This window comes from Adhaeribacter aerolatus, assembly GCF_007991635.1.
Classification (GTDB): domain Bacteria; phylum Bacteroidota; class Bacteroidia; order Cytophagales; family Hymenobacteraceae; genus Adhaeribacter; species Adhaeribacter aerolatus.
Map to the genome: position 1 here is coordinate 1 of NZ_BJYS01000026.1, position 23,733 is coordinate 23,733.

Consider the following 23,733-nt stretch of genomic DNA (forward strand, 5'->3'; position numbering starts at 1 on the left):
GCCGAATACCCCGAAATACTTGTGCGATTGCAGGCAACTTACCAGGATTATACTTTGGTGCAGCTTGACCGGGTATTTTACCAGCAGCACTATTTTGTATTAAAAGAAAACGGCGAAATAATAGCGGGTGTACAAGCCAACCCGGTGGCGTGGCACATCGTGCACATGCCCGGCCTTACCGGCAAAATTGTAATGCAAGTTTTACCCTACGTGCCCGTTCTTAACCGATTAATAAATCCACGGAATCATCAATTTTTAGCCTTGGAAGCCGTTTACGTAAAACCGGGCCGCGAAAAAGAATTATTAACTTTATTGGAGAGCGTATTAGCTTACTTTGGCTATACCTCGGCATTGCTGATGCTGGATGTAAACTGCCCGCTGCGCCAGCAACTGAAAAACTTAGGTAACCTTGGCCTGATGAATACCCTTAACAAAAGCATTTATACCCAAGTTATGGTTAAACCAAACGGCATCACTCCACAAGAAATCAAAAGCTACCCCGAGCAGCCTATTTATGCTTCAGCTTTTGATTTTAGTTGAGGTGCTTCACAAGCTGATTACTATAACAGAACAAGGAGTTCTACTATGATAACTATAGCTTTCGTTACCTTTTTTGAATAAGAACAAATACTTTCCTTATTATTTAGGAAAGTTACAATCTTGCATATAAGAGAATAAGGCTGTCAGATGTTCTTTGCTTAAGCGCGGGTAGTTATCTAATATTTGCTGCTCGGTCCAGCCTTGAGCCAATAGTCCAACCAAAAACTCAACCGATATTCTGGTACCTTTAAGAGTAGGTTTGCCAACTATAATATTCTTGTCTTCTACAATATATTCCTGCCAATTCATAAGTTATTATACGCAATAATCAAGATTATACTTAAAAAATGTTCTGTGTTACCAGTTAAGTGAAACGTAACTTGCAGCAGAAATTATTAACTATCAATTATATTAAATATTGCTTTCAGAATTATTGATATTAGGTGATATTTGAAGCACTTCCAAAAGACTTCCTATATACCCTTTGCTGTATCCTTGTGAGATGTTGTTTTTATAATCCAACTTAATTTCATCAAAACTTGAGAATGAATTTATAAATTCATTTATATCAGCACTTTTAGAGGCTTTCTTTTCCTGTCTATTAATTCTTTTATGATACTCATCAAGTAAGTCTTTGAATTTAATGCGATTTTCAGCTAAGTTCAGGAAGTTACGATAGAAGAACTCAAAATCAATCATAGTAATATCACGTACTTGAGCTAATTCCAGTTTATTCTCAGAAAAATAGCTTTCAAATTCTTTTCTGAAATGTTTGTTCAAATAATTATTTATACCAGGCATTGAGTACATAAAGTGAGTATAAACTAAAATTGGATACACCACAATATTCCTTTTCTTAATTCCTTCTTCTATGAAATCATCAGACTTATAAGGCTTAATATTTAACTCTTTAACCTGTTGAAGAAGTTGTCTTATACCTTTATTTTTACCTGAATTATTAGAAATAAACTTTGAATCAATATCAGCTTTAATCTTTTTATAATCAGAAGAATGTATTACATCTGCAGGCATTAAGCAATCTTTAAATTCGAATAAATAAATATATTTACCTTGTCTGTAATAACAATCTGGTAAACCGTCAGATATTTTATTATCAAAGATTAACTTAGAACCTTTTTTACTAAAAGACTTTCTGATAATATTTTTAAACAGCAAATCTTCTGATATAGCTGTTGCTGTGTAATTTTTAAAATCTGGAAAGGATTTGAATTTACTATTTATTCCTGATCGAGCGTAAAAATCAAAAAGCATACCTAGATTCACTTGATTATATAGAAAATTCCAATACATAACCAAATATGTACTTTTATCAATTTTAAGCAACGGCTTTTTCCTAATACCTAAGAAATCTATTTGTAATTTTTTATCATTTTGAAATTCTAATAAATCTATTGATAAAAAATCAAGAAAAGGTTCAAATTCGGACTTAGCTATAATACTAAAATTTCTAAAATTCAATTCAATATTAGAATCAAAGCTTATTTTAACTAATTCTATAAAATCAAATACATATTGCCAAAAATTATTCTTGCCAACTTTAGAGAGAAAACTCTTAACATATATTTGTGTGTCTTCATTTCTATATAAATGGTCAAATGTTACCAATGATTTAATAGCCTGAAATATCGGTTCGACTTTATAACTAAAATCAAACTGCTTTATAAAAAATGGCCATGTCTTTATCTGGAAAAACTGCTCTTTCTCTTCATTATCCAAAGGCTTTCCATTAAATATATTTTTGCTTTCATCATTAACCTTTTGAATAATTATCAAATAAGATTTAAAGACTCTGAATTCCTGTTCAGGATTAGTATCTTCAATATGAAAATTGCGAAAATTTAGCAGCTCGTACTCTATAAAAGTGGTTGTATAAGCAAGATTAAATAAAGGAAAAAACTTTTTTCCCTCTTTTACAAAGGGGTAAAAACTTTTGAATATTTGATTTTTTTGTTTTTCAGTAAACCTTTTTGTTACAAATCGAAATAATTTAAGTTGGGTATCCTCATCTCTATCCTCCAAAAATAACTCTGCATTGATTGCAGATAATAGCGCAATTACTGCTTTCGAAGGTACGTCAGCAATTAAGTCTTTTATTTCAGGTGGTTCCTCACCAAAAACGTCTGCATAAGACGGTATTGCAACAAGCTCCATTTATACAATAATTTAAATTTACCTCACCCTAAACACCCCACCTCCACTATACGAATGATACTCCGCATTATACATGGCATCGGCACCAACGGGGCCTAACTGGAAATTGCCTTGGGTAATGGCGCGGACTTGGTAGTAAAAATATTGGGGTTGGGGGCGGGCGGTGGCGTAGAGGTTAATGCGGTCGTCGCGGATATCGGTGTAGTCGGGGCGATCGGGTTTCTGGTCATTCAGCCAATTAAATTCGCGTTCGGTTAGCAGGCGCGGGTTCTCAATTTCGAAGCCGGCGGGTAGCAAATCGGTAATGGCTACATTGGGTATATTGCGGCCGTCGAGCGATTGCAGCGCGATGCGCACCACCACCAAATCGTTTTGCTTAACCGTATTGTTTTGTATTTCGTGGCCGTTGCGGTCGAGAAAGGTCCGGCGTACCTGCAGGAAATTATCTTCGGGCTTATAACTGCCGCTCTGGCTAATACCTTCCACTTCCCAGAAATAATACAGCGTGCCTTTGCCGCTGGTTTGAATATTTAGGTTGCCGCTGTTCAGTTTATTTGCCAGCGACACATCTTTGCCCGAGAAGGAACCAATATTTTTACCGTTCTGGGTTATTGTGGCGGTAAGATTACCCTGGCTGCGGCGGGCCATTTTGCCCAATGCCATCAGGGCAAAAGCGCGTTCCTGGGTATTGTACCAGCGGGTAGAGCGTAACTCCTGCGATAAATGCCGGGCCAAGGTGCCAATTTGTGCGTTATCCGGGTCGGCTTCGAGTAAGCCATTCAGCGAAAGTGCCATATCGCGGGTAACAGAATAAAAGCTGCCATCGAGGGCGCGTAAGGCACTTTCGCCGGTAAAGCTGCGGGGCAATAGCTGGTTAAAACTTTCGCGGCGGCCCGAAAGGGCGTAAGTGCTGGCGAGCAAATACCGGGCATCGAGCGAGAGCAGTTCGGGTTTGGCTTTGTAGTAGTTCATGGTGGCCCAGTCGGGTTGCTGGGCCAGGCTGAGCACGTACAGCGAATACGTATTTTCGTGAGCCGCGATAAATTTGCTTTGCACCTGCCGACTAACGTTGTAGAACCGATATTCTTCCATGCCCTTGGTTTTTACTTTGCGTTGCAAGTAAGTCAGGGCTTTTTCCAGTACGGCTTTGTTTACGGGGTAACCGGCTTTGCGGGCTTCGAGCAGAAAATGGCTGGCGTAGGCACTGGACCACCAATCGGTATCGGTACCGCCGGGCCAGTAAGTGAAACCGCCATCGTACTGCTGCATGGTTTCTATTTTAATAATTGCTTCCTGTACTAAATAATTCGGGTTGTACGTGCGGGCATTCCGGTTCTGCTGCAATGATTTGGCTAAGTCGGAATAATACAGCAGCGGGAAAGCTTTGGAAACTGTTTGTTCCAGGCAGCCGTGCGGGTATTGTAGCAAAAAAGTAATATCATCGGTGAACTGGGCAATGGGTGAGCTGCTCACCACCAAACGCGAAGCAGTAGAAGCCGGAATAAAATCATGCGAAGGACTTATGGTAGTACTGGCTACATCTTTTAAAGAGCCGGCTCCGGTAAGTTTGGTTAATGGCGCAATGGGCCGCACGGTAATATCGGTTTGGTTGCTGAATTTTTCACCGAGCGCATTTACGCCTACCGTTACGGAAGCCTGCCCGATGCCCGCACTGGCTACCAATTTATATACCACCTGGGCTTCGCTGTTAGGCTTAAGCGTAGCCGATTGGCCTGCCTCGCCCACTACCCGGAGCGGCCCGGTAACCGAAATATTACTACTGGCGGTGGCAGGTTTAGCGGTGGTATTGCTCAAGGTTACGGGCACCAGCAAGGTATCTTTCGGACTAACAAACCGCGGCAAGGCCGTACTGATAACCACCGGGTCCGACACGCGCATGGTTTTATCGGCGGAGCCAAAGGCACTATTTTTATAGGCCACGGCCATAATGCGTAAAGCGCCCGAGAACTCCGGAATAGTCACGTTTACTTTTGCTTCGCCGTTGCTATTGGCTTTCAGGTGGCCGCTCCACACCGATACTAATTTTACCCGTTTGGAGGTAAGCGGATTGACACGTTTGGCTAAATCGAAACCATCGCCCCCAAAGCTGGACCGGCGGCCGGTGAGTTCCGGAAACAGGAAAGGGTACAAATCATAAGCATTTACTTCCAGGGCACGTTTCTGGTAGAAAAAGTCGTGCGGGTTGGGGGTTAAGTAATCTTTTAGTTGCAGAATCCCTTCATCTACCACGGCAAGGGTTACTTCAGCACCGGGCGCGGTGCGTACGCTTACCGGTTGTACCCGTTTAGAGCGCGACACTTCGGGGGCGGTAATGGCTACAGCTAACTGCGTATTCTTCTTGGTAACCGATAGTGGCACAAAGCCCCGAGCAATGGTAAGCGGCAAGGTATTATCTTTTATTTGCCGCAGCGCCGTGGCCGTAATGTACATCGTGGGCAAATATTCGTCTTTAATGGGCAGGGTAAGTGAAGCGGCTTTTTTATCGGTTTGGAGGTAGTGGTAGCTTAGCACTTTGTCGCGCTCTACGGTTACCAGTATTTTGCCGGCAAAAGGCGCTTTAAACAATATTTTGGCTTCGTCGCCAACTTCGTACGTGGCTTTGTCTAAGGAAATATCTACTTCGCCTTCGTTGTTTACTTCAAACGAGGTGCTTTCGGTATCGCCCCAGCCGTAGGCGTAGAACTTTTGGGCCACGTAGTTAAAAGAACCCGGCCGCATTACCCTAATTTCGTATTCGCCGGAAGAAACCGGCGTGAAATTAAAGGTGGTGCCGCTAGCCGGAATAGTTAATATTTTGCTGCTGATAATATTTTCCTTGCGTTGCGATTTATAACCGTACCGCTCCACCGACCGCTCAATGATTGATTCGTAGGTAAACCGCACTAGTTGCACCCGGGCAGTAGCCGCCATGGGCTTTCCGTTTTGGTTTACCGCCAGCAACGGAATGCGCATGGCTTGCCGCGTACTCACGTATTCATCAAAATTTTTAATGCCGTAAAAGGCCGCTTGGGTGCTTACTTCAAACTTACTGAGGCGGTTTACCGGCCGGCTCGTTTCGTCGAAAACCGTGGTGTACAAAGCGCCATCCAGCAGGCCAATATCCTGGTAGCCGGTGAGGGCAAACGTTTCCCGGCCTTGTCCCTGCGCATCCGTCTGGCCTTGGCGCACACTGTTCTGAATATCTATCGAGCCAGCGGTTACAATATCAAAGGTATAATCGAGGTAATTTTTGGGTTCAAAAACCTTCTTTTTCAGGCTGAGTTGCAGTTCGTAATCACGGCCCACGGCCGGCGGACCAAATAAATTATAAGCCGTAAAGCTGGCTACCAAACTATCCGGCGCTTTAAAAAGAGTTTTGTTGAGGGTAGGGGTTACTTTCAGGCGGTCGGGCATAAACTCTTCCACGCCAATTTTGCTATTGTTCAGCAGCACATCGTTGCCCGAGTAAACCTCTAAAGTATAAGTGCCAGTTACCGTAGTGGTGGGCAACTCAAATGTAAATTCGCAGGCGCCCTGGGCGTTTAGTTTACCTTTCAGGCTCCGGAATTCTTTGCCGGTAGGCAGCAGCATTTTTATTTTAACCGGCAGCCCGGCTACCGTTTTCCAATCCGGTGTCCGGATTACGGTATTCACGTGCACCACATCGCCGGGACGGTACAGGTTGCGGTCGCCGTAAATAAAAGCATCGTACGGAATATCGTTCAGGCGCTTGCCGCTCACTTCAAACCGCGAGGTATTTACCTGGGTCTGACTGTAAGGTAAATAGGTAAAATCCTGACCCAGTCGCGCAGTAATCATGCCTACTTTAAAATCAGGAGCCGTTTTATCAATTTCCATAAAGCGGGCTACGCCGTCCTGGTTGGTAGTGGTTTTATAAATTACCTGGTTGCTGGTGCTGATAAACCGCACTTCCACGCCGGACTGCACCTTCGCCTCCCGGATAGAGTTTGCAAATACGGTTACCTCGTTCCGGCCTTGCTTCGCAATTAAACCAATATCCGAAACCGAAATAATTTTAGAATCGCCGAGCCATTTTTTATCGGTGCTGGTAACCGTGAGCACGTACAGGCCTTTAAACTCGCTGTCGAAATCGAGGTCGTTCAGGTTTAAGTTCAGGAGGTAGGCGTTGCCTTGTTTCTGCAGGCTTTTGGTGTCGTACTCGCGCTCGAAAATAGTGTTGCCGTTGGTTTCATCTACCGGGTAGTAGCTCCACTCGTTGTATTCGTCGGCTTCTTCGTCGTAATGGCCGTTGTATTGCTTGCCTTCGCGCAGTACCCGCAAAATATTGTTTTCGTAAACCCGGCCAATGCTTACCTTCAGGCGCGGCACCCCAACTACATTTAGGGCAATATTGCGGGCACCCTGGCTGCTCAGGTAAATGCTTTTGCTGTTTACAAAACTAATACCCGGCCGCACCGCCGCAAACGAAACCGAATGGGTGTAATCTTTGCCCAGTTTAGCTCCTTCCAGGCCGGTCAGGTTTTTAGAGATGGTTAGGGTGTAGGTATTGGCCTGTGGAATAGCGCCTTTTAGCACAAAACCGCCTTCCTGTTCTTCCAGGCTAAAACTTACCCGCGGTTCTATTTTTATTTGGTCGTACAAATTATCCATCCGCACCGGTTGGGTAGTAGCCACAAAAATCTGTTCCTGCCCTTCCACCACGCTGGCCGTTACTTCCGATACCTGCAAATATTGCCGGCTGGGCAGTAATATTTCCTGCGCAATTGCTTCTTTGGTACGGTACGCGCTTCCGGACGTGGTTAAGCCAGGAGTAATATTAACTCGTATGGGTGTGGCATCGCGGTTGGAATTAACCACACTTTTTAACTTAACCGCAATGTTTTTGCCGTTTGCCGTTACCAGTTCTACGGGTACTTCTTTAGCACCCTGGTACACGTGCAAATTATCCCGTAAGGAAGCAAAAGTTACCGGGTAATTAAACGTTAGGCCTAAGCGGGCTTCCAGTTCATTAGGGCTGTTTTCGATTTTGGCCCAGTAAGCTTTTGCATCGCCTAAGTTCAGGTACGGCGTATGAAACCGAAAAACCTCGTCCGTGGCAATTTTATATTTCTTCTCGCTGTGCCGCAGGAGTTCGGGTGAAAGTTCGGCCTGAAAACTGGTACTGGGAGCAAAAGGCTGCAGCGGTGAGAAAACCAGTTCGTTCGGAGCGGTCCATTTAAAGCGGCCTTTTACCGCGGGCGTAAAGTTCAGGTAATTGATGGTATCCCATTGTTGTAAGCGTGCTTCCGGCACCAGGGCTTTATCGAAGGTAAAAACCAGGTTTTGCTCCTGCTGTATCTCCTCGGCGAAGTTTTTATGTTCTACCCGAAGCTCGTTGCTTTTGCTGCGGCAGCCTGCAATCATACAGGTTAAAACCAGCAGCCGGAAGGTTAATTGTAAGGTAGCGGAAAAGGGTTTACGGAAATCCATAACTTAGTTGGGGAGGGTAAAAAGGCCGGTTTTATTGTTTTAAATGTAGAAATATTCTAGATTTAAAACGTAGAGGAGGTATACTTTATTTCTGCTATATTTATTGCTAGTTTAGGAGTAGGAAGAATACCGGAATCTTTAAGGGGCAAATATTTTACATCTGAAAATAGTATTTTTCGTTAATTAGAATAAATATCAGATAGAAATTAAACCAGAATCATTTAAATTAAGCCAAATGAAAGCGTTAGAGTTCTCAACAAGAATAGCAGACAATAACATAGAAATTCCTGAATACATACGTCTGCAACTAAAGAATGAAAGCAAGCAAATAAAGGTGATATTATTAATTCAGGAATCGGAAGATAGTGAGTGGGAGAAAGAAACTACGCAACAATTTTTAAATGGCTATGATGCCGCTGATTCTGTTTACGACAATTACTAAATGAGACATTACGAGTTTGGTGAAATTGTCTTACTGAAATTTCCTTTTACCGGTGGAATAGGCTATAAAAAACGTCCTGCTTTAATTTCGTTTGATAGTGGCGATGCTGATGTAATTGTAGCACGGGTAACCAGCCAGGCTAAAATTGATTGGTACGACATAGTTGTAAGACATTGGCAGACCGCGGGTTTAAAACTTCCTTCTATCGTGCGATTACATAAAATTGCTACTCTTGAAAAACCATTAATTGACCAAAAGATCGGTCTGCTACAAGCAACTGATGCAATTGAAATAAGAAGGCTCATAGCAGAAATTTTGAAAAGTATATAAGTAATTCGGCAGTTAATACCCAAACAATTATTTCACCGGCACCAACCGAATTGCCTGTCCGCCACTTGGTTTTAAAACGACCTTAATATTCTTCTTACTGTTTACCATCTGCGTAGTACCTTTTACATGCGTACGGGTTTTAATTTCTGCGCCGCCGTCTTCGTAAATTTCAGCGGTATATTTTCTTCCTTTCTCCAGAAACGTTAGTGGTATTTGCAGGGTGCGGGCATCGTTGTTGGTGATGGTACCAACGTACCACTCATCGCCACGACGGCGGGCTACGGTTATATATTGCCCAATTTCGCCTTGCAGTACTTTGGTTTCGTCCCAGGTAGTGGGCATGGTTTTCCAGAACGCCAGTTCGGGTTCGCCCTGGTAGCGGCTGGGCGTATCGTACCAGTACAGCCATTGCAACGGACTGAAATAAACCACCGGCAAAGCCAACTGGTGCGTGGGCGTGGTTTTCAGGACGCGGCCTTTAAAGCCAAATTCTTCGCGCTGGAAATAACAGAAGGTATAATCGGCGGGGCCGGCCAGGAAGCGGGTAAAAGGCAAAACGGTATTATGTGTGGCATCCGGAAATTCTTCGTTGCCCCGGATTCCTTCTTGCGTCATTAGGTTGGGGTAAGTGCGGCTGAAACCGGTGGGACGGTAATCATCGTGAATATTAACCATTAAATTGTACTCAGCGCATTTTTTTACGGCATCGTGTAGCCAGGTAGTCCAGCGGTGGGAGCCGGTATGTACAAACCCGAATTTTATGCCCGCTACGCCCCAGCTTTTGTACAAAGGCAAAATAGCGTCGAGTTGCCGTTCCAGTGCCCGATGGTTTACGTACAGTAAAACCCCAATATTTTTGCTTTTGGCGTAACGAATGGCTTCCTGCAAATCCAGGTCGTTTTTGGGGTTGCGGCGCGGGTCTACGTTTACCTTGGTCGCATCCGAAGCTATTTCGTTTTCGTGGCCGTACCAGCCAGCATCAAAATGAATATAATCCAGGCCTTGCTGCGCCGCAAAATCGACGAGAGATTTGGCCCCAGCGGTAGAAAGCGTGGTTTCGCGAATTACTTTGCCGGGCTTAATCCAAATGGTATCTTTCAGCCGGGAAGGTGGGTTCAGGTTCAGAAATATGGCGTTATGCTGAAGTAAAGCTATAGGTTTTTCGGCTACCATAATTACCCGCCAGGGAGTTGCAAACGGAGACGTTTCGAGTACGGGACCGTCCAATTCGCTTACCAGTACGTTGGGCGCCTGTAAGGCCAGTTTCATACGGGTATAATTTACCAGGGCGGCTTCACCTATGCTGGCGTATAATTTATTCGGCAGCACCAAAGTTAGCGGCCTTTCGGTGGTTCCGCTCCAGTTTTCTAAAGGCTGTAGTTTATATTCGGCCTGGGAGTGGGCTGCGGTATAAGCCTGGGTGCCGGCTGGTAAAGAGAACTCCGTCTTTTCCGCAATAATTTCAAAATTCTGGAACGAGAGCTGTTCCGGAATGCGGTAACAAAAGGCCAGCCCTTCGTTATAGGCCCGCACCATTACCTGAAAATAGCGATTTTTCTCGGAAGTACTCTGCAGGTCCAGCACCAATTCCTGGTAGTGGTCCCGGATTTTATTTTGTTCGCCGTAAACGGGTGTCCAGGTAGTATCTTGGGTGGCCGTATGCGTTTCAATTATTTTCAGGTTCTGCATAAACCGGGGCATACCTTTTAGTCGCAATTGCAATCCGGCATTGCTTATTACGGGTTTTCCGGCGTAGGTTAAGGAATACACCAGGCCATTCTTATCAGCCGTTTGGGAAGAAAAAACAGCCACTACTTTGCCGTCCGGCGATTTTATTTGGGCCGATGCAGGAGTGGTTTGCGCAAAAACTATTCCGGGCAGAAACAAAATCAGGAAGAACCAAAAAATCCGGAAGTGGAACTTTATGACAGCGATATTTTCGGGAAGCGGCAGCAATGATGGCAGTTTTATCATAGTTGCCAAAATTAAAAATAAAACTGTATTTACCAGCTTGACGGTTGCCTTTACCCATCTTGCCGACGTATTCCGCAATAAGTGGTTAAATCTTTCTGCGACTGCATTTTTTCTCCAGGAAATTATAAAAGTATTCCCCAGAATTAGCCCCCCCTTTAACCCAGCATCGTAAGTAGGTTTATTATATTGCAATATTTTATTCAAACATGCTTTTGGGCTAACTAGCTGTACCAGTCTCGAACTTCTAACCAAATAATTATGAGCATTAAGCTTTTTACCATTGGCGATAGTGTGGCCCAGGGATTTATGTCGGGAGCGGCAGCCCGCACGGATTTAAGTTTTTCTACCCTGCTTGCCCGTAAGCTGAACCTGACCGATTATCTGTACCCGGTTTGGGAAGCGGGCGGCTTGCCCTTAAACATGGAAGATGTTTTGCGGTCGTTAAACAAACGATACGGCCCTAATATAAGCGGCCTGGAGTGGCTTACTTTTTTACCCACCGTAAACCGGGTAATTGATACCAGCGAGGAATATTACGAGCGCGGACCGGGGCGGGCCAATTTGCCTTACCCGGGCAAAGTAAATTATTTCCACAACGTGGCGGTCCGGGGCTTCGACGTAACCGACTCCTGGAAAGTAACGCCCGAAATAGCCTGGGATAATATTCAAAACGCGGTGCCGCAACCCGGTAACGATAAATTTTTAGCCGTAGCGGATGCTTCGCTTTACCGTACGGCTTTAAAAGTGTTGAGCCCGGCTTTAACCCGCACGGCTACCGGCGCCTTTAAACAAAATTTTTCGCAATTAGAGTGGTTAAAATATCATTGCCAAAAAGAAGGCGTGGAAAATGTTTGTTTGTGGCTGGGTGGTAATAATGCCTTGGGTACCATTGTGGATTTACAAATCAGGCAAACGCCCGGCGATAAAAGCCCGCTTACCAAAACGCACAACGAAAAAGTAGCCAATCGCTGGAACCTCTGGCACCCCACCGATTTTGCCGTGGAATACGAAGAAATGCTGCAGCGGGTACATACTATCATGAGCAACCAGCCCGAGCAAACCGATTGGAAAGTGTTTCTGGGGAATGTGCCGCTGGTAACTATTGCGCCGCTGGCGAAAGGGGTGGGCCCCACTACCCACATTCCGGGTAAAGGCACTTATTATAAATATTACACCTATGTACCTTTCGACGAGGATTTTGCCGTAAAAACCGGCCGCCATTTAAACCTGCAACAGGTACTGCACATCGATGATTGCATACGCGAGTACAATATTATTATTAACCGGTTGGTAACCCGGTTTAACGAGTTAGCTGGTGGCAAACAACGCTACTTTGTGGTAGATATAGCCACAGCCCTCGAAAACATGGCCTGGAAACGGAACAATGCGCAGCCCACTTACGATTTTCCGCAATATTTTAGGTTTGTTTATCCCAAAGTAGATACCAAATATTACCACGCCGATAAAGAGGGGCATTTAAAGCAAGGCGGCATTTTTAGTTTAGATGGGGTCCATCCCTCGGCTATTGGGCAAGGTTTGGTAGCCACTGAATTTATAAAAGTAATGCGGTCGGCCGGCCTGAACCAACTCACGCCTTTCACCGACCAGGAGTGGACGCAGATTTTTAAAAGCGATTCTTTATATTCCCGGCCTATTTCGCTCATGGGCGAAATTTACGACCACACCGATTTGGCGGAGTTTCTGGTGAAGGCTATTCGGTTTTTAAACCGGTAAATAATTAGTTAAAGTAAAAAATGGCGCCAGTCCTAATTTATAGCAGAAACGCTTTTTACCAATTCAATATATGCCGGCACTATATTTTTAGGCTTCATTTAATTTTTGTACTTGTTTAGAGAAGGGGCAGAAAGAGGGCATAAATCAACAAACCACAGGATGTGAAGATGTAGGCCATAATTAAAGCACCGCCTACGCGACGTTCGTCGGAGCTTTCGGTTTTAAAACCGGTTAGCGTTTGTTCTATCTGCGATTGTCGCAACTTATACCATCCGTAAACACCAATCGAAATCACCAGGGCCAAAAATAAAGTAATAAACCGATTTAGCTGTTTATCCTGCCATAACCAGGCACCTAATTGCTGGTTAAAAAGCCCCAGCAAAAGAAAGTAAATTGATAAACAGTTTAGGATGAGCAGAATAACAATGGTGAAATAAGCTGCCCACCCGCCATTGGCAGAAACTGTCCCCGACGGGTTGTTCGCTTCCCGGATGCGGTAGTAGAAATAATAGAAAAAGTTAAGCATCGGCAGTATGGTGCAGTTGTCTGGCCAATTAGTATTAAAGCTGTGTTTTATAACGGCAATAACCGGTATTCGGGTTGTATAAAGGCCACCACTTCATCTAACCCACGTTCATCAGAATAATTATAGAATAAAAAAGCCCGGATAAACCGGGCCTTCAGATTCTTTTCATAGTATATTTTGACCAGGGCAGGCACATTAACCACGAACCTAGGCGCTATTGTTACAACTTCACTGCTACCTTTCGGCTAATGACATTACAAAGATGTCACCGCCAGATACCTAAAGCAATTTTAGTTGGGTAAGTGGCCGGATTTAACCGATGAACAGACTATAAATAGTCTAGAACGGCGCTACTATTTTATATCCGAAAATGATAGTCTGAATAAACCTGTTTTCAATTTCATAAAACGCTACAAACGCTTTAAGGTAAAGTTAGGTCGGTGATGGCCTGGTATACTTGTGCCCGGAATTTATCGCTTAGATTACCGTAGCTGTTAGGGGTTTTCTGGGTGTATAACAAAGCTACTATGCCATTGGCGGGATCTACCCAGTAAGTAGTGCCAAAGTAACCGCCCCACTCAAAACTACCCGCGGGAATGCCAAACTTAGCCGAGCCTTTAGCCGTGATAATCCCGAAGCCTAAGCCAAATTTATTATCGCCCTGGTTTACGTCGCCAATCTGGTTGGTGGTTATCAGTTTTACGGTAGCTGGACCAAGTAATCGTTTGCCATTGTATTCGCCGCCATTCAGGAGCATTTGCAGGAAAATAGCATAATCGTAAGCCGTAGACGACAGGCCTGCCCCACCCGAAAAATAAGTGCCATTCACTTTGGGGTAATCCGGTCCTGCTCCGAAGCGGGGCCTGGCTTTTATTGTATTTTTGGCAGCATCTTCGGCGTATAAAATGGCTAAACGGTTATGCTTTTCGGCGGGCAGATAAAAATAAGTGTCTTTCATACCCAGCGGTTCAAAAATCCGCTTCTGAAAATACACATCCAGCGGCTGACCCGATAATATTTCGATGAGATAACCCAGCACATCGGTGCTTAAGCCGTAGGTGAACTGTTCGCCAGGCTGGTGCATTAAGGGCAGTGTTCCCAGGGTATTCATGGCATCGGCTAGTTTAGCGTTGGGCGTGCTAATACCACTGGTAACATGGGCTTTGGCGTAAATGGCCGTGGCCTCTTTGGTACCAATAGCGGGGTAACCGATGCCCGAGGTGTGGGTTAGTAACTGCCGGATGGTAACTTGGCCGCGGGCGGGTACGGTGGTGTAGCTGCTGTCTTTCGGGTTAAATTTATCCAGCACTTTGGGGTTGCGGAAGGCCGGAATATATTTAGAGAGGGGATCGTCTAACAAAAATTTACCTTCTTCATAGAGCATCATCAGGCCAATACTGGTAATGGCTTTGGTTTGCGAGGCAATGCGCATAATGGCATCGCGTTTGAGAGGTTTTTTATTATCTGTATCGTCCAGGCCAACGGCTTTGTGGTAAACAATTTTACCGTTACGGGCAATCAGGGCAATGGCCCCCGGCACATAATTTTTTTCGGTATATTCCTGTAAAACCCGATCCAGGCGCTGCAGCCTTTCGGTACTCATACCCACGGCTTCGGGCTTACTTTCCTGTAATACCGGCGTTTTGGCTTTCTGGGCAAACGTAAAGAGGAAACAGCAGGAAAAAATAAAAGAAAGTAAAAGATGTCGCATAAATGGCTTTTGCTTAAGAGTAGCTAAAATAAGATTCTGTCTAAAAGATATCATTAATCAGCCGTTATTTTTCTGGGTTTTGTCAAAATAAAATAGTGCCTGTTCCTGAAGAATTGTTTTTTTCGGCAGCAGCAATTTGCCAGGTAGAATAGGAGGCTGTTTCGTATTTCTGATGTAAGCAAGATCCCGCGCCATACATTACAACTTTTTAAATGCTAAACAGCTTCTATTATTATATTTTTTCTATTTTAGCAGGCTGGCGAAAGCCCAGGAAAAATCCAGCATAAACGAATGCAGCAGCCTGTTTTAAATACTAATTATTACCTAATATACGGCAACAGAATCCCTGATTTTTATCTCCCATATCTTATAAAAAGTTATATTTGCATTACCTAATGAACGCGCCCGCTGCTGCATGACACTGAAAGAGACAATTACCCAGGAAGCACTTACCATTTTTAAAAAAGAAGGATTGGAAAATATATCCGAACCTTACCTTCTGAACAGGCTAGACATTTCGCAGGCCACTTTTCGCGAGATTTTCAGGAGCATCCCGGACCTGGTAAATCAAGTTATGGAATATGATTTAACTTTACAGCGGAACGAGCATCAGCAAATATTGGCTAAATCGCCGAACGCCGTGGAAGATATTATGTGCCTGCTGGTGCATGGCATTAAGCAGGTTAAAAGTACTAATCCGCTGTATTATTTTCACCTGCAGCAACATTATCCGCAAGCCTGGCAAATAGGCATATCGCATTTATATTCTTATTCTTACCCGCAAATTCACGGTATTATCAACAAAGGCGTGTTGGAAGGTAATTTCCGGAAGGACATCAATATACCGTTGGTAACTAAAATTATTATGGAGCAGCTTAACATGCTGCTTAATCCGACACTATTTCCGCCCGACCGTTATAATTTAGCCGAAGTGTTCCGGAGCATCTTTTTGTATTACCTGCGCGGCCTTTGCACCGATACCGGTGCCCGCCAGGCCGAACACTTTTTTGCCCACAACCAGATTTAATCCTGTTAGGGAATATTGCCGGAAAGCAAAAGCCGGTTGGTAAAACTTAAGCTTACCAACCGGCTTTGTAATCAATTGGGGTTTCTTTAATTTATAGAAACGCGTACTTTTTGGGTAAACTCCCGCAGGGCGGTTTTAAAATCAGAACCGTGGTCCTGCATGTGGTTCAGAATCCAGATGGCACCAAATACGTGGGTTAACTGCTCGCCCTCGTCGGCTCCTTCAACCTCAAAACCCGGCTGTTGCTCTTCCAGCAGCAGTTCTTCGGCGTGCCGCAACGAGTCGATGGTTTGCGTTTCTACTAACTTTTTAATGGCTGGTATTTTCATAAGCTTAGTTCAGTTTGTTAATTAAGTTTACCACGGCTTCTTCTTTGCTGGCGGCCACGGTATCTACCAGCGTACCGTTTTTAAACACGGCGAAAAAAGGCAGGTTGGTTACGCCGGCAGCTTTGCGGGCTTCGGGGCTTACTTCGGCGTTTACATCTAAAAACACAATGCCTTTAAACTGCTCGTTATCAGCCATACGCTTAAATTTAGGTGAAAACAAACGGCAATTGCCGCACCAGTCGGCGTAATATTTAACGACTACTTTTTCGTTTTCCGCCAGAATATTATTGAAATCAGAATCGGTTGCTTGAATAACTGCCATAATAATTTATGTGTTTGTACTTAACTATTTGGCTGCAAAATTACGAATTATTTATAAAATGCGCTATAATACCGCAAAATGTACAAATATAAATGCTTGATATTGAATAGGTATTAATAAATTCTCTGTTGTGCGTAGAGTTAGCGTAGCGCTCTACGCACTTTTCGGAAAGCCAATCTCCCGATTGGCGTGTCTGGTATTAAAAGATAAGAAGTACTAGTCTTGGTAATCTGCAGTAGAAGTGGCAAAATAAAGACTATCTTGATTTATTAAACGGTAGATACTTAGCCCGTGCCACAAGGGCATTACAAATACCTATAAGTTTTCTGCTATACGCCAATCGGGAGATTGGCTTTCCGGAAAATGCGTAGAGTTAGCGCAGCGCACTACGCATAACGAGACAATATTTGCCAGTAGTAAGCCGGATGACTTTATAATATAGCCATTCGGCGTATCAGGAATTTATTCGGGCATCTGTAAACTCTTCCGGCTGCGGCGGCTCAGGCTTTCCAGAATGGCCGGGCGGCTTACCTTAATCTGCCAACTGCCAATAGCTGCATTTGCTTTAAACCCGGTAGCCTTAAACGCCGGATAAGTTCTCCTTAATTCGGTCAGCGTTGCTTCTGTTACTTCCGGCCCCACCGTTCCGTGGCATTTCAGGCACTCCGTTTGGTTTAAAAAGATACCCTTGGTATAAAGTATTTCGGTTTGCCCGACAGTTTCTACCGTAGCCGTATCCGGTGCCTGCTCAGCCGTGCGGACTACGGTAGCACCATATTTTTGGGCAAGAGCCCGAACTTCGGGGTATTGTTGGGGCGGGTAATTTTTAAGGGCCGCTGTCAGCCCCCCGGCCTGAAAGACACTGGTGAGCCGCACGTGCAGCAGGCTGTCGGCGGTAAGCACGAGGCTATCGCCTATATGCCGGACTTCGGCCTGCATCCGGGCGGGCGTTATGCGCTTTACTTTGTGCATTTCGGCTTCCGCCTCCAGTTGCTTCCGCACCGCTAAAGGTTCGGGCCGGAAAAAGAGCAAAAAACTTAGTAACACCCCCAAAAAGATTGCACCGGCCCAGATTAATTTCCGCATAAAAGTTAAATTTAAAAGATAAGGCCGCAAGTTAAAAAGCCTGCTCCGATTTAGACTAAAACCGGGTTAATATTCGTACAGAATAAAGCTATTTTACAGCAAGGCAACTTATAAGCAAACACCAATGTTATTTATTATCTTTGTAGTTTAAACCCAAGTTTTGAAGAAATGTTAGATAAGTTAGAAGCGATAAAAGAGCGATTTGAAGATGTCAGCCAGCAACTCATTCAGCCGGATGCCATGAGCGATATGAAAAAATACAAGGCGCTGAACAAGGAGTACAAAGACCTCGAAAAAATCGTTATCGAATATAAAAAATACCTGAGCCTGCTCAGCAATATTGAAAATGCCAAGCAGGTAATTGCCACCGAAAAAGACGAAGAGTTCCGGGAAATGGCCAAAGAAGAACTCGACGAGTTGATTCCGCAGCAGGAAGAAATGGAAGAGCTGATTAAAAACCTGCTGATTCCGAAAGACCCCAACGACAGTAAAGATATTATTATTGAAATCCGGGCCGGCGCCGGTGGCGATGAGGCCTCTATTTTTGCCGGCGATTTGCACCGCATGTACTCCCGCTTTGCCGAAAAACAGGGCTGGAAAATGGAATTAATTGATGCCCAGGAAGGAACCTCCGGCGGTTATAAAGAAATTATCAGCAGTATTTCGGGCGAAGACGTGTACGGCAAAATGAAGTTTGAGTCGGGTGTACACCGGGTACAACGCGTACCAGCTACCGAAACCCAGGGCCGGATTCATACCTCTGTGGCCAGCGTAGTAGTATTGCCCGAAGTAGAAGAATTTGATATTGAGCTGAACATGAACGATATCCGGAAAGACCTTTTCTGTGCTTCCGGACCGGGTGGCCAGTCGGTTAACACTACTTATTCGGCGGTACGTTTAACCCACATCCCATCTGGAATTGTGGCCCAGTGCCAGGACCAGAAGTCGCAGTTAAAAAACTTTGATAAAGCCCTGAAAGTATTGCGCTCCCGGATTTATGAAGTTGAACTGGCGAAGAAAAACGAAGAAGAAGGTGCCCAGCGCAAGAGCATGGTGGGTGGCAACGATCGCTCTGATAAAATCCGGACTTATAACTACCCGCAGGGCCGCGTAACCGACCACCGCATTGGTTATACGGTTTATAACTTGCCTATTGTAATGGATGGTGCTATCGATGATTTTGTAGAAGAATTACGTATAGCCGAAAGCGCCGAAAGACTGAAAGAAGGCGTTGCGTAGGTAAATTGTTGGATTGTTGAGTTGCTGGATTGTTGAAGTGTTGAATTGTTAGATTATTTAATGTTGTACAATGCCGATACCTAACAACTAATTACTAACTGCTAATACCTGAATGGCAAATGAATATTTAGACGATACGCTTCACGAAATTGGCCTGATTACGAAAAAAGTACAGGCCGAATTCGGGCGGCTTTCGGCGGGCCAGCTAAACTGGAAACCCGCCGAAGACTCCTGGAGCATTAGCCAGTGCCTCGACCATATAATTAAAACCAACCACCAGTATTTTCCTGTTTTTGAAGCGGTAAGCCAGGGCCGGAAAAAGCGTACCATCTGGGAAATGCTGCCGGTGCTGCCGGGCTTTTGGGGCCGGATGATGCTGAAAGCACTCTCCTCTACGAGCAAAAAATACAAATCGCCGGCCATTTTCAGGCCTTCAGTCAGCAATATTCCGGATAGTATTGTAGCGGATTTTGTGCGGCACCAACAGAACTTAACCCGGCTCATAAAAGCTACCGACCACGTTAACCACGAAAAAACCATTGTTACCAGCCCGGCCAGTTTCTTAATTACTTATACCCTGAAAGATTGCATAAATATTTGCGCGGTGCACGAAGAGCGGCATTTTTTGCAGGCTAAGCGCGTAATGAAACAAAAAGGCTTTCCTGGTCAGCCCGTAACGGCTTAACAACCGCCATTTACTTTTTCTATTTGTGAAATACCTGCTTTCTATATTTTCTTCTTTGCTGGTGCTGTTTTCGCTTTTTTCCTGCGAACCGGAAGAAGAAATCCTGACCCGCAACCCGAAAGCAACCCTCCAGTTTTCGACCGATTCTTTAATATTTGATACCGTATTTGTAAAAACCGGCAGCGTTACCAAGCGGGTTTACTTGTACAACTTCAACAAAAACGCCGTAGAGGTAGACGAAATAAAACTAGGTAAGCTAACCAACTCGGCTTACCGCGTTATTATTAATGGTGTGGAAACACCTTCGGCCCAGAAGGTCCGCATCCGCGGCAACGACAGTTTGCTGGTGCTGGTGAAAGTATTTATCGAACCCAATAATCGTAATTCACCTTTCCTGGTGAAAGATTCGCTGGTTTTCTCCCAAAACAACAACGTGCAGGATGTGAAACTGGTGGCGTACGGACAGGATGCTTATTTTTACCGGGACCAGGAATTAGCTTGCAATACCGTCTGGAAAGCCGATAAACCCCATATTATTTTTGATAAGGTTGTCATTAACAAAGGCTGTACGCTTACCATTGAGAGGGGCGCCCGCATTTACGCGCACAAAGGTGCCGGTATGCTGGTAGATGGCAGTTTGCGGGTAGAAGGCACCGCCCAGGAGCGGGTTGTTTTTACCGGCGACCGCCTCGAAAGGTTTTACGAAGATATTCCGGGTCAGTGGAGCGGTATCCGTTTTTTTACCAACAGCAAAGACAACGTAATCCGTTACGCCGATATCCGGAATGCCGAAGTAGCCATTTGGGCCGGTAGCCCCGACCGTAATCCCAACACCTACGAAATTAAACTGGAGCAATGCACCATTCGCAACATGTATGCCATTGGTATTTTAAGTTATACCACCGATATTCAGGCAATAAACACGCTGATAACCAACTGCGGGCAGCACGCTGTAGCTGGCTTTGGCGGCGGCACCTTCGATTTTAAATATTGCACCATTGCTAATTACACACCTGATTTCCGGCGCGATACGCCTTCTTTTGCTTTTACCGATCGCATTGAACTGGACAATGGCCAGCACATAGATTACCGGGTAAAGCTTAGCATGGTAAATTCTATTGTTTGGGCCGGTACGCGAGGGGGCAAGCTAACCGACGAAATATTGTTCCTGAACCAAAGCAGCAGCCCCTTTGAGTTGGCGCTGAACCAGAATATTCTGCAAACCGAGCGTTATAAAACCCTGCTGGAGCAAACCAATATTATTAACCAGGATCCTAGCTTCCGGTACACGCCGGAAAGCCCCCGCAACAATATTCCTTTTGATTACAGCCTTGATACGCTATCGGTGGCTAATGGCGCGGCCCGGCCTTTACCAACCGTAAAAGCAGATATTAAAGACCTGCCCCGCGATGAGGGAAAACCCGATATTGGGGCTTACGAACGCTTAAAACCTTAAAAGATGCATTGGTACCAGAAAAGTATTCGCCTGCCCGTTCTTAAACGTGGTTTTCATTTAATTACCGATTTAATCTTAGCCGAACTACCCGAACTGGAAAATATTAATGTGGGGCTGGCGCATATTTTTATCCGGCATACATCTGCCAGCCTTACCTTAAACGAGGATGCCGACCCTACCGTACGCCACGATTTCGAAAGCCACTTTAACAAAATGGTACCGGAGAATGCGCCTTACTACCGCCACAACTCCGAAGGACCCGATGATATGCCGGCGCACCTGAAAGCTTCTTTGCTGGGCAGTTCCGTTACGGTACCCATTACCAACGGGCAATTAAACCTAGGTACCTGGCAAGGCATTTACCTGTGCGAACACCGCGATCAGGCTACCCGCCGCTGGCTGGTAATTACCTTGCAAGGCAAATAAACTTTAATTAAAGCTGGTAATTGCCGCCTGAATATTATAATTTAGGATAGAACCCGTTCATTAGCTTAAATTCATAATATATTTTTCTTGCCGCGCGTTTTCCCTGACAAATTATTAAACAATTATCGGGAGAGTGCGGTGGTTGCGGCGATAGCACCAATAAAGGCTTTAAATATTACTTTTAACTGAATACGAAACAGTTGCCTGGAGAAGAAAGGGGGCTGCTCGTTTTTTGCCAGAATTGGCTATCAAGCCCTATATTTATAATCAACTATTATTTTCGGGAGCGGAGTGGGAGGCAGGTGAGATTATTTGAAATCAGCCCAGCATGAAAAATTCAGCCAGCATCACCTTATTAATTTCTATTTTGTTTTCTTTACTGGTAATAGAAGCTTGCCAAAAAGAAAGCGTGAGCCCGGAAGACTTGCTACAGAAATGGCAGGTAGTAAGTATGCGGCGGCCCAACAGCGCTTCGCAGCTATACCCGGTTAAGGATTATATTCTGCAGTTTAAAAGAAATAAAAGTTTAACCTTGAAGTTGGATGTTAACCACTGCGAAGGAAATTACACCGTAAACCAGCCGGGCCGGATAAAAATAACCCGGATGTCTTATACCGAAATCTGCTGCGATTCGGATTTGGCCCAGGAACTGGCATCGCTTTTCCACCACGTAAGTACCTATTACGTGCAGGCCGATGTACTAACGCTAAAAGGATTAGGTGAAATAAAGCTTAAACGAATAAATTAGCGGGCATAATATTCCGGCAATCTTTACTGCGTTTGCTCCTGCAGTACCAATAATTTTTTGGTAACGACCCGGCCATTTGTGAGTATTATTTTGGTGTAATAAATCCCACTGGCTAAGCCCTCCAGATTCATGCGCAGCAAGGCATTTTTCGGAACACCGGACCGGATGATTTGCCCCAGACTATTTAATAATAAGATATTTTCTACTTCGTAATCGGCGGGCAGCTCAACATTGGTGAACTGGTGGGCCGGATTGGGGTAAATGCGGGGCTCGCCGGCCGTAACAAATATATAAGCCGTTTTGCTTTGCGTGTCGGACAATGGTCCGTTTTTAACCGTGAGCGTTACGGTGTAGCGCCCTGGCTTGCTATAATTTACCGCTGGGTTTTGCACCGAAGAGGAGGCCGGCGTGCCGCCGGCAAAGGACCATTGCCAATCGGTAGCCCGCAGCCCAATCGAATTATCGTAAAACTGAACCGTAGAGCCGGTTACCACCACCGAATCCGCGGCACTAAAATCGGCCCGTATGGGGTTGGCACACGTTACGGCACTTAATAAGCCGGGCCGGGCCGAGCTGACTATGGCCTGCATGTAAGCGGACTGCCCTTGTGTAAATAAGTTCATACAGGCATCATCGGTATAGTCCATAAAATTCTGGTACATATCGCCGCCTTGTAAACTATTGTTGCAAGAATTAATGGTGCCGGTTGGGCAGCCGCTGTTGGCGTTATCCTGGGGCGGCGTATCGGTTATCCCATCCGAATCTTCACAGCCAAAATCCTTTATTCCCCAGATATGTTCCAGGCCTAGCCAATGTCCTATCTCGTGCGTGGCGGTGCGCCCCTGGTTAAAAACAGATACGTAAGGGTTAGCCGGAAACTTGCCGATGGTTTGGTACCACAATACGACCCCGTCGATGGCCGGGTCGCCGCCCGGAAACTGGGCATAACCTAAAAAGCCGTTCTGAATGTTACAAACCCAGATGTTCAGGTATTGATTCGCATCCCAGGCATTGTGGCCGCCTTTGGCCGTAAATTTCATGGCTTCGTCGGTGGTAAACCCGAGGCTATCGGTGTAAGTGCGGGTAATGCCGGTAGTAGGTTTTCCGGTTGGGTCTATGGTAGCCAGGCAAAACTGAATGCCGGTATCGGCCGCCAGTTTCTTAAAAGCTGGCAGCGTGTTTACGGTATCGGCATTGCGGCGGCGGTAATCCTCGTTTAAAACTTGTAGCTGCGATTGAATTTGTTCGTCTGAAATATTTTCTTCGGGAGTATGATAAATTACATGAAAGACCACCGGGATTTGGATGACCGGCTGTTTTAGTCGTGCTCTTCCCGCTAACAACAAATCGTCGGCTACCTTCCGGACGCGCTCCTGGCGTAACTTTAAACCAGGTTGTTGCCGGGTTAATTTTTCCCGTAACTGAGCTGTCCCGCAGGTGCGGGTAGCAACCCCAGTAGTGCTTTGGGCCCAAGCCAACGGACTATTAAGCACCCCTAGCAGGAAAAACAAGTAAAATAATTTAGACATCCGCTA

Annotated in this window: 19 protein-coding genes and 1 pseudogene; 10 read left to right on the forward strand and 10 right to left on the reverse strand. The window is 45.1% G+C overall.

Features of this window, described 5'->3' with window-relative positions; genetic code table 11:
- Positions 1-540, forward strand: a pseudogene (locus tag AAE02nite_RS26330) (GNAT family N-acetyltransferase); the annotation flags it as partial.
- Between the two features lie 99 nt (positions 541-639).
- Here AAE02nite_RS26330 and AAE02nite_RS16790 read toward each other — a convergent pair.
- The 3 genes from AAE02nite_RS16790 to AAE02nite_RS16800 all read right to left on the reverse strand — a co-directional run bounded on the left by AAE02nite_RS16790 (position 640) and on the right by AAE02nite_RS16800 (position 8,163).
- Positions 640-849, reverse strand: coding sequence for a DUF433 domain-containing protein (locus AAE02nite_RS16790; RefSeq protein ID WP_146900147.1), 210 nt, complete (start codon positions 847-849; stop codon positions 640-642).
- Positions 850-951: 102 nt separating this feature from the next.
- Entirely contained in the window at positions 952-2,712 is a 1,761-nt protein-coding gene (locus AAE02nite_RS16795; protein ID WP_146900151.1) for a hypothetical protein, read from the reverse strand.
- Between the two features lie 18 nt (positions 2,713-2,730).
- Positions 2,731-8,163: an alpha-2-macroglobulin family protein gene (locus tag AAE02nite_RS16800; RefSeq protein ID WP_146900154.1), complete on the reverse strand. Its 5,433-nt coding sequence runs from the start codon at positions 8,161-8,163 to the stop codon at positions 2,731-2,733.
- A 235-nt stretch (positions 8,164-8,398) separates the two neighbouring features.
- Between AAE02nite_RS16800 and AAE02nite_RS16805 the strand changes: the two genes are divergently transcribed.
- Together AAE02nite_RS16805 and AAE02nite_RS16810 are read left to right on the forward strand one after the other, a co-directional pair.
- On the forward strand, positions 8,399-8,605 hold the full coding sequence (locus AAE02nite_RS16805) for a hypothetical protein (protein ID WP_146900157.1): 207 nt from the start codon (positions 8,399-8,401) through the stop codon (positions 8,603-8,605).
- The gene (locus tag AAE02nite_RS16810) at positions 8,606-8,935 is read left to right on the forward strand and encodes a type II toxin-antitoxin system PemK/MazF family toxin (RefSeq protein ID WP_146900160.1); all 330 of its coding nucleotides are present in this window, start codon (positions 8,606-8,608) and stop codon (positions 8,933-8,935) included.
- 27 nt (positions 8,936-8,962) lie between these two features.
- Here the strand turns inward: AAE02nite_RS16810 and AAE02nite_RS16815 are convergent, their stop codons facing one another.
- Entirely contained in the window at positions 8,963-10,909 is a 1,947-nt protein-coding gene (locus tag AAE02nite_RS16815; protein ID WP_146900163.1) for a glycoside hydrolase family 97 protein, read from the reverse strand.
- Positions 10,910-11,167: 258 nt separating this feature from the next.
- Between AAE02nite_RS16815 and AAE02nite_RS16820 the strand changes: the two genes are divergently transcribed.
- Positions 11,168-12,643, forward strand: coding sequence for a hypothetical protein (locus AAE02nite_RS16820; protein WP_146900166.1), 1,476 nt, complete (start codon positions 11,168-11,170; stop codon positions 12,641-12,643).
- Positions 12,644-12,758: 115 nt separating this feature from the next.
- On the opposite strand, the gene AAE02nite_RS16825 is transcribed toward AAE02nite_RS16820, so the two are convergent.
- Both AAE02nite_RS16825 and AAE02nite_RS16830 read right to left on the reverse strand, forming a co-directional pair.
- The gene (locus AAE02nite_RS16825) at positions 12,759-13,169 is read right to left on the reverse strand and encodes a hypothetical protein (protein WP_146900169.1); all 411 of its coding nucleotides are present in this window, start codon (positions 13,167-13,169) and stop codon (positions 12,759-12,761) included.
- Positions 13,170-13,590: 421 nt separating this feature from the next.
- Positions 13,591-14,880, reverse strand: coding sequence for a serine hydrolase domain-containing protein (locus tag AAE02nite_RS16830; protein WP_146900172.1), 1,290 nt, complete (start codon positions 14,878-14,880; stop codon positions 13,591-13,593).
- 415 nt (positions 14,881-15,295) lie between these two features.
- On the opposite strand from AAE02nite_RS16830, the gene AAE02nite_RS16835 reads away from it, so the two are divergent.
- Entirely contained in the window at positions 15,296-15,907 is a 612-nt protein-coding gene (locus AAE02nite_RS16835) for a TetR/AcrR family transcriptional regulator (protein WP_146900175.1), read from the forward strand.
- An 86-nt stretch (positions 15,908-15,993) separates the two neighbouring features.
- On the opposite strand, the gene AAE02nite_RS16840 is transcribed toward AAE02nite_RS16835, so the two are convergent.
- From AAE02nite_RS16840 to AAE02nite_RS16850, 3 genes are all read right to left on the reverse strand, one after another.
- Complete coding sequence (locus AAE02nite_RS16840) at positions 15,994-16,236, reverse strand: DUF6952 family protein (RefSeq protein ID WP_146900178.1); 243 nt, start codon at positions 16,234-16,236, stop codon at positions 15,994-15,996.
- A gap of 4 nt (positions 16,237-16,240) precedes the next feature.
- Positions 16,241-16,558 (reverse strand): thioredoxin family protein, encoded by a 318-nt coding sequence (locus AAE02nite_RS16845; RefSeq protein ID WP_146900182.1) that lies wholly within the window; start codon positions 16,556-16,558, stop codon positions 16,241-16,243.
- A gap of 462 nt (positions 16,559-17,020) precedes the next feature.
- Positions 17,021-17,644: a c-type heme family protein gene (locus AAE02nite_RS16850; RefSeq protein ID WP_146900185.1), complete on the reverse strand. Its 624-nt coding sequence runs from the start codon at positions 17,642-17,644 to the stop codon at positions 17,021-17,023.
- A gap of 168 nt (positions 17,645-17,812) precedes the next feature.
- Here AAE02nite_RS16850 and prfA point away from each other — a divergent pair, with 168 nt between their 5' ends.
- The 5 genes from prfA (at position 17,813) to AAE02nite_RS16875 (ending at position 22,198) form a co-directional block, all read left to right on the forward strand.
- Positions 17,813-18,883 (forward strand): peptide chain release factor 1, encoded by a 1,071-nt coding sequence (gene prfA / locus AAE02nite_RS16855; RefSeq protein ID WP_146900188.1) that lies wholly within the window; start codon positions 17,813-17,815, stop codon positions 18,881-18,883.
- A 112-nt stretch (positions 18,884-18,995) separates the two neighbouring features.
- Positions 18,996-19,568, forward strand: a complete 573-nt coding sequence (locus AAE02nite_RS16860; protein ID WP_146900191.1) for a DinB family protein — start codon at positions 18,996-18,998, stop codon at positions 19,566-19,568.
- A 25-nt stretch (positions 19,569-19,593) separates the two neighbouring features.
- Positions 19,594-21,024, forward strand: a complete 1,431-nt coding sequence (locus tag AAE02nite_RS16865) for a hypothetical protein (protein WP_146900193.1) — start codon at positions 19,594-19,596, stop codon at positions 21,022-21,024.
- Between the two features lie 3 nt (positions 21,025-21,027).
- Positions 21,028-21,450: a secondary thiamine-phosphate synthase enzyme YjbQ gene (locus tag AAE02nite_RS16870; protein WP_146900196.1), complete on the forward strand. Its 423-nt coding sequence runs from the start codon at positions 21,028-21,030 to the stop codon at positions 21,448-21,450.
- Positions 21,451-21,778: 328 nt separating this feature from the next.
- Positions 21,779-22,198 (forward strand): META domain-containing protein, encoded by a 420-nt coding sequence (locus AAE02nite_RS16875; RefSeq protein ID WP_146900198.1) that lies wholly within the window; start codon positions 21,779-21,781, stop codon positions 22,196-22,198.
- Between the two features lie 23 nt (positions 22,199-22,221).
- Here the strand turns inward: AAE02nite_RS16875 and AAE02nite_RS16880 are convergent, their stop codons facing one another.
- Positions 22,222-23,727, reverse strand: coding sequence for a M43 family zinc metalloprotease (locus AAE02nite_RS16880; RefSeq protein ID WP_146900201.1), 1,506 nt, complete (start codon positions 23,725-23,727; stop codon positions 22,222-22,224).
- Positions 23,728-23,733 lie beyond the last annotated feature (6 nt).

Coding starts and splice junctions, on each gene's coding strand:
- AAE02nite_RS16790 (WP_146900147.1), bottom strand. CDS start 849: ATGAATTGGCAGGAATATATTGTAGAAGACAAGAATATTATAGTTGGC.
- AAE02nite_RS16795 (WP_146900151.1), bottom strand. CDS start 2,712: ATGGAGCTTGTTGCAATACCGTCTTATGCAGACGTTTTTGGTGAGGAA.
- AAE02nite_RS16800 (WP_146900154.1), bottom strand. CDS start 8,163: ATGGATTTCCGTAAACCCTTTTCCGCTACCTTACAATTAACCTTCCGG.
- AAE02nite_RS16805 (WP_146900157.1), top strand. CDS start 8,399: ATGAAAGCGTTAGAGTTCTCAACAAGAATAGCAGACAATAACATAGAA.
- AAE02nite_RS16810 (WP_146900160.1), top strand. CDS start 8,606: ATGAGACATTACGAGTTTGGTGAAATTGTCTTACTGAAATTTCCTTTT.
- AAE02nite_RS16815 (WP_146900163.1), bottom strand. CDS start 10,909: ATGATAAAACTGCCATCATTGCTGCCGCTTCCCGAAAATATCGCTGTC.
- AAE02nite_RS16820 (WP_146900166.1), top strand. CDS start 11,168: ATGAGCATTAAGCTTTTTACCATTGGCGATAGTGTGGCCCAGGGATTT.
- AAE02nite_RS16825 (WP_146900169.1), bottom strand. CDS start 13,169: ATGCTTAACTTTTTCTATTATTTCTACTACCGCATCCGGGAAGCGAAC.
- AAE02nite_RS16830 (WP_146900172.1), bottom strand. CDS start 14,880: ATGCGACATCTTTTACTTTCTTTTATTTTTTCCTGCTGTTTCCTCTTT.
- AAE02nite_RS16835 (WP_146900175.1), top strand. CDS start 15,296: ATGACACTGAAAGAGACAATTACCCAGGAAGCACTTACCATTTTTAAA.
- AAE02nite_RS16840 (WP_146900178.1), bottom strand. CDS start 16,236: ATGAAAATACCAGCCATTAAAAAGTTAGTAGAAACGCAAACCATCGAC.
- AAE02nite_RS16845 (WP_146900182.1), bottom strand. CDS start 16,558: ATGGCAGTTATTCAAGCAACCGATTCTGATTTCAATAATATTCTGGCG.
- AAE02nite_RS16850 (WP_146900185.1), bottom strand. CDS start 17,644: ATGCGGAAATTAATCTGGGCCGGTGCAATCTTTTTGGGGGTGTTACTA.
- prfA (WP_146900188.1), top strand. CDS start 17,813: ATGTTAGATAAGTTAGAAGCGATAAAAGAGCGATTTGAAGATGTCAGC.
- AAE02nite_RS16860 (WP_146900191.1), top strand. CDS start 18,996: ATGGCAAATGAATATTTAGACGATACGCTTCACGAAATTGGCCTGATT.
- AAE02nite_RS16870 (WP_146900196.1), top strand. CDS start 21,028: ATGCATTGGTACCAGAAAAGTATTCGCCTGCCCGTTCTTAAACGTGGT.
- AAE02nite_RS16875 (WP_146900198.1), top strand. CDS start 21,779: ATGAAAAATTCAGCCAGCATCACCTTATTAATTTCTATTTTGTTTTCT.
- AAE02nite_RS16880 (WP_146900201.1), bottom strand. CDS start 23,727: ATGTCTAAATTATTTTACTTGTTTTTCCTGCTAGGGGTGCTTAATAGT.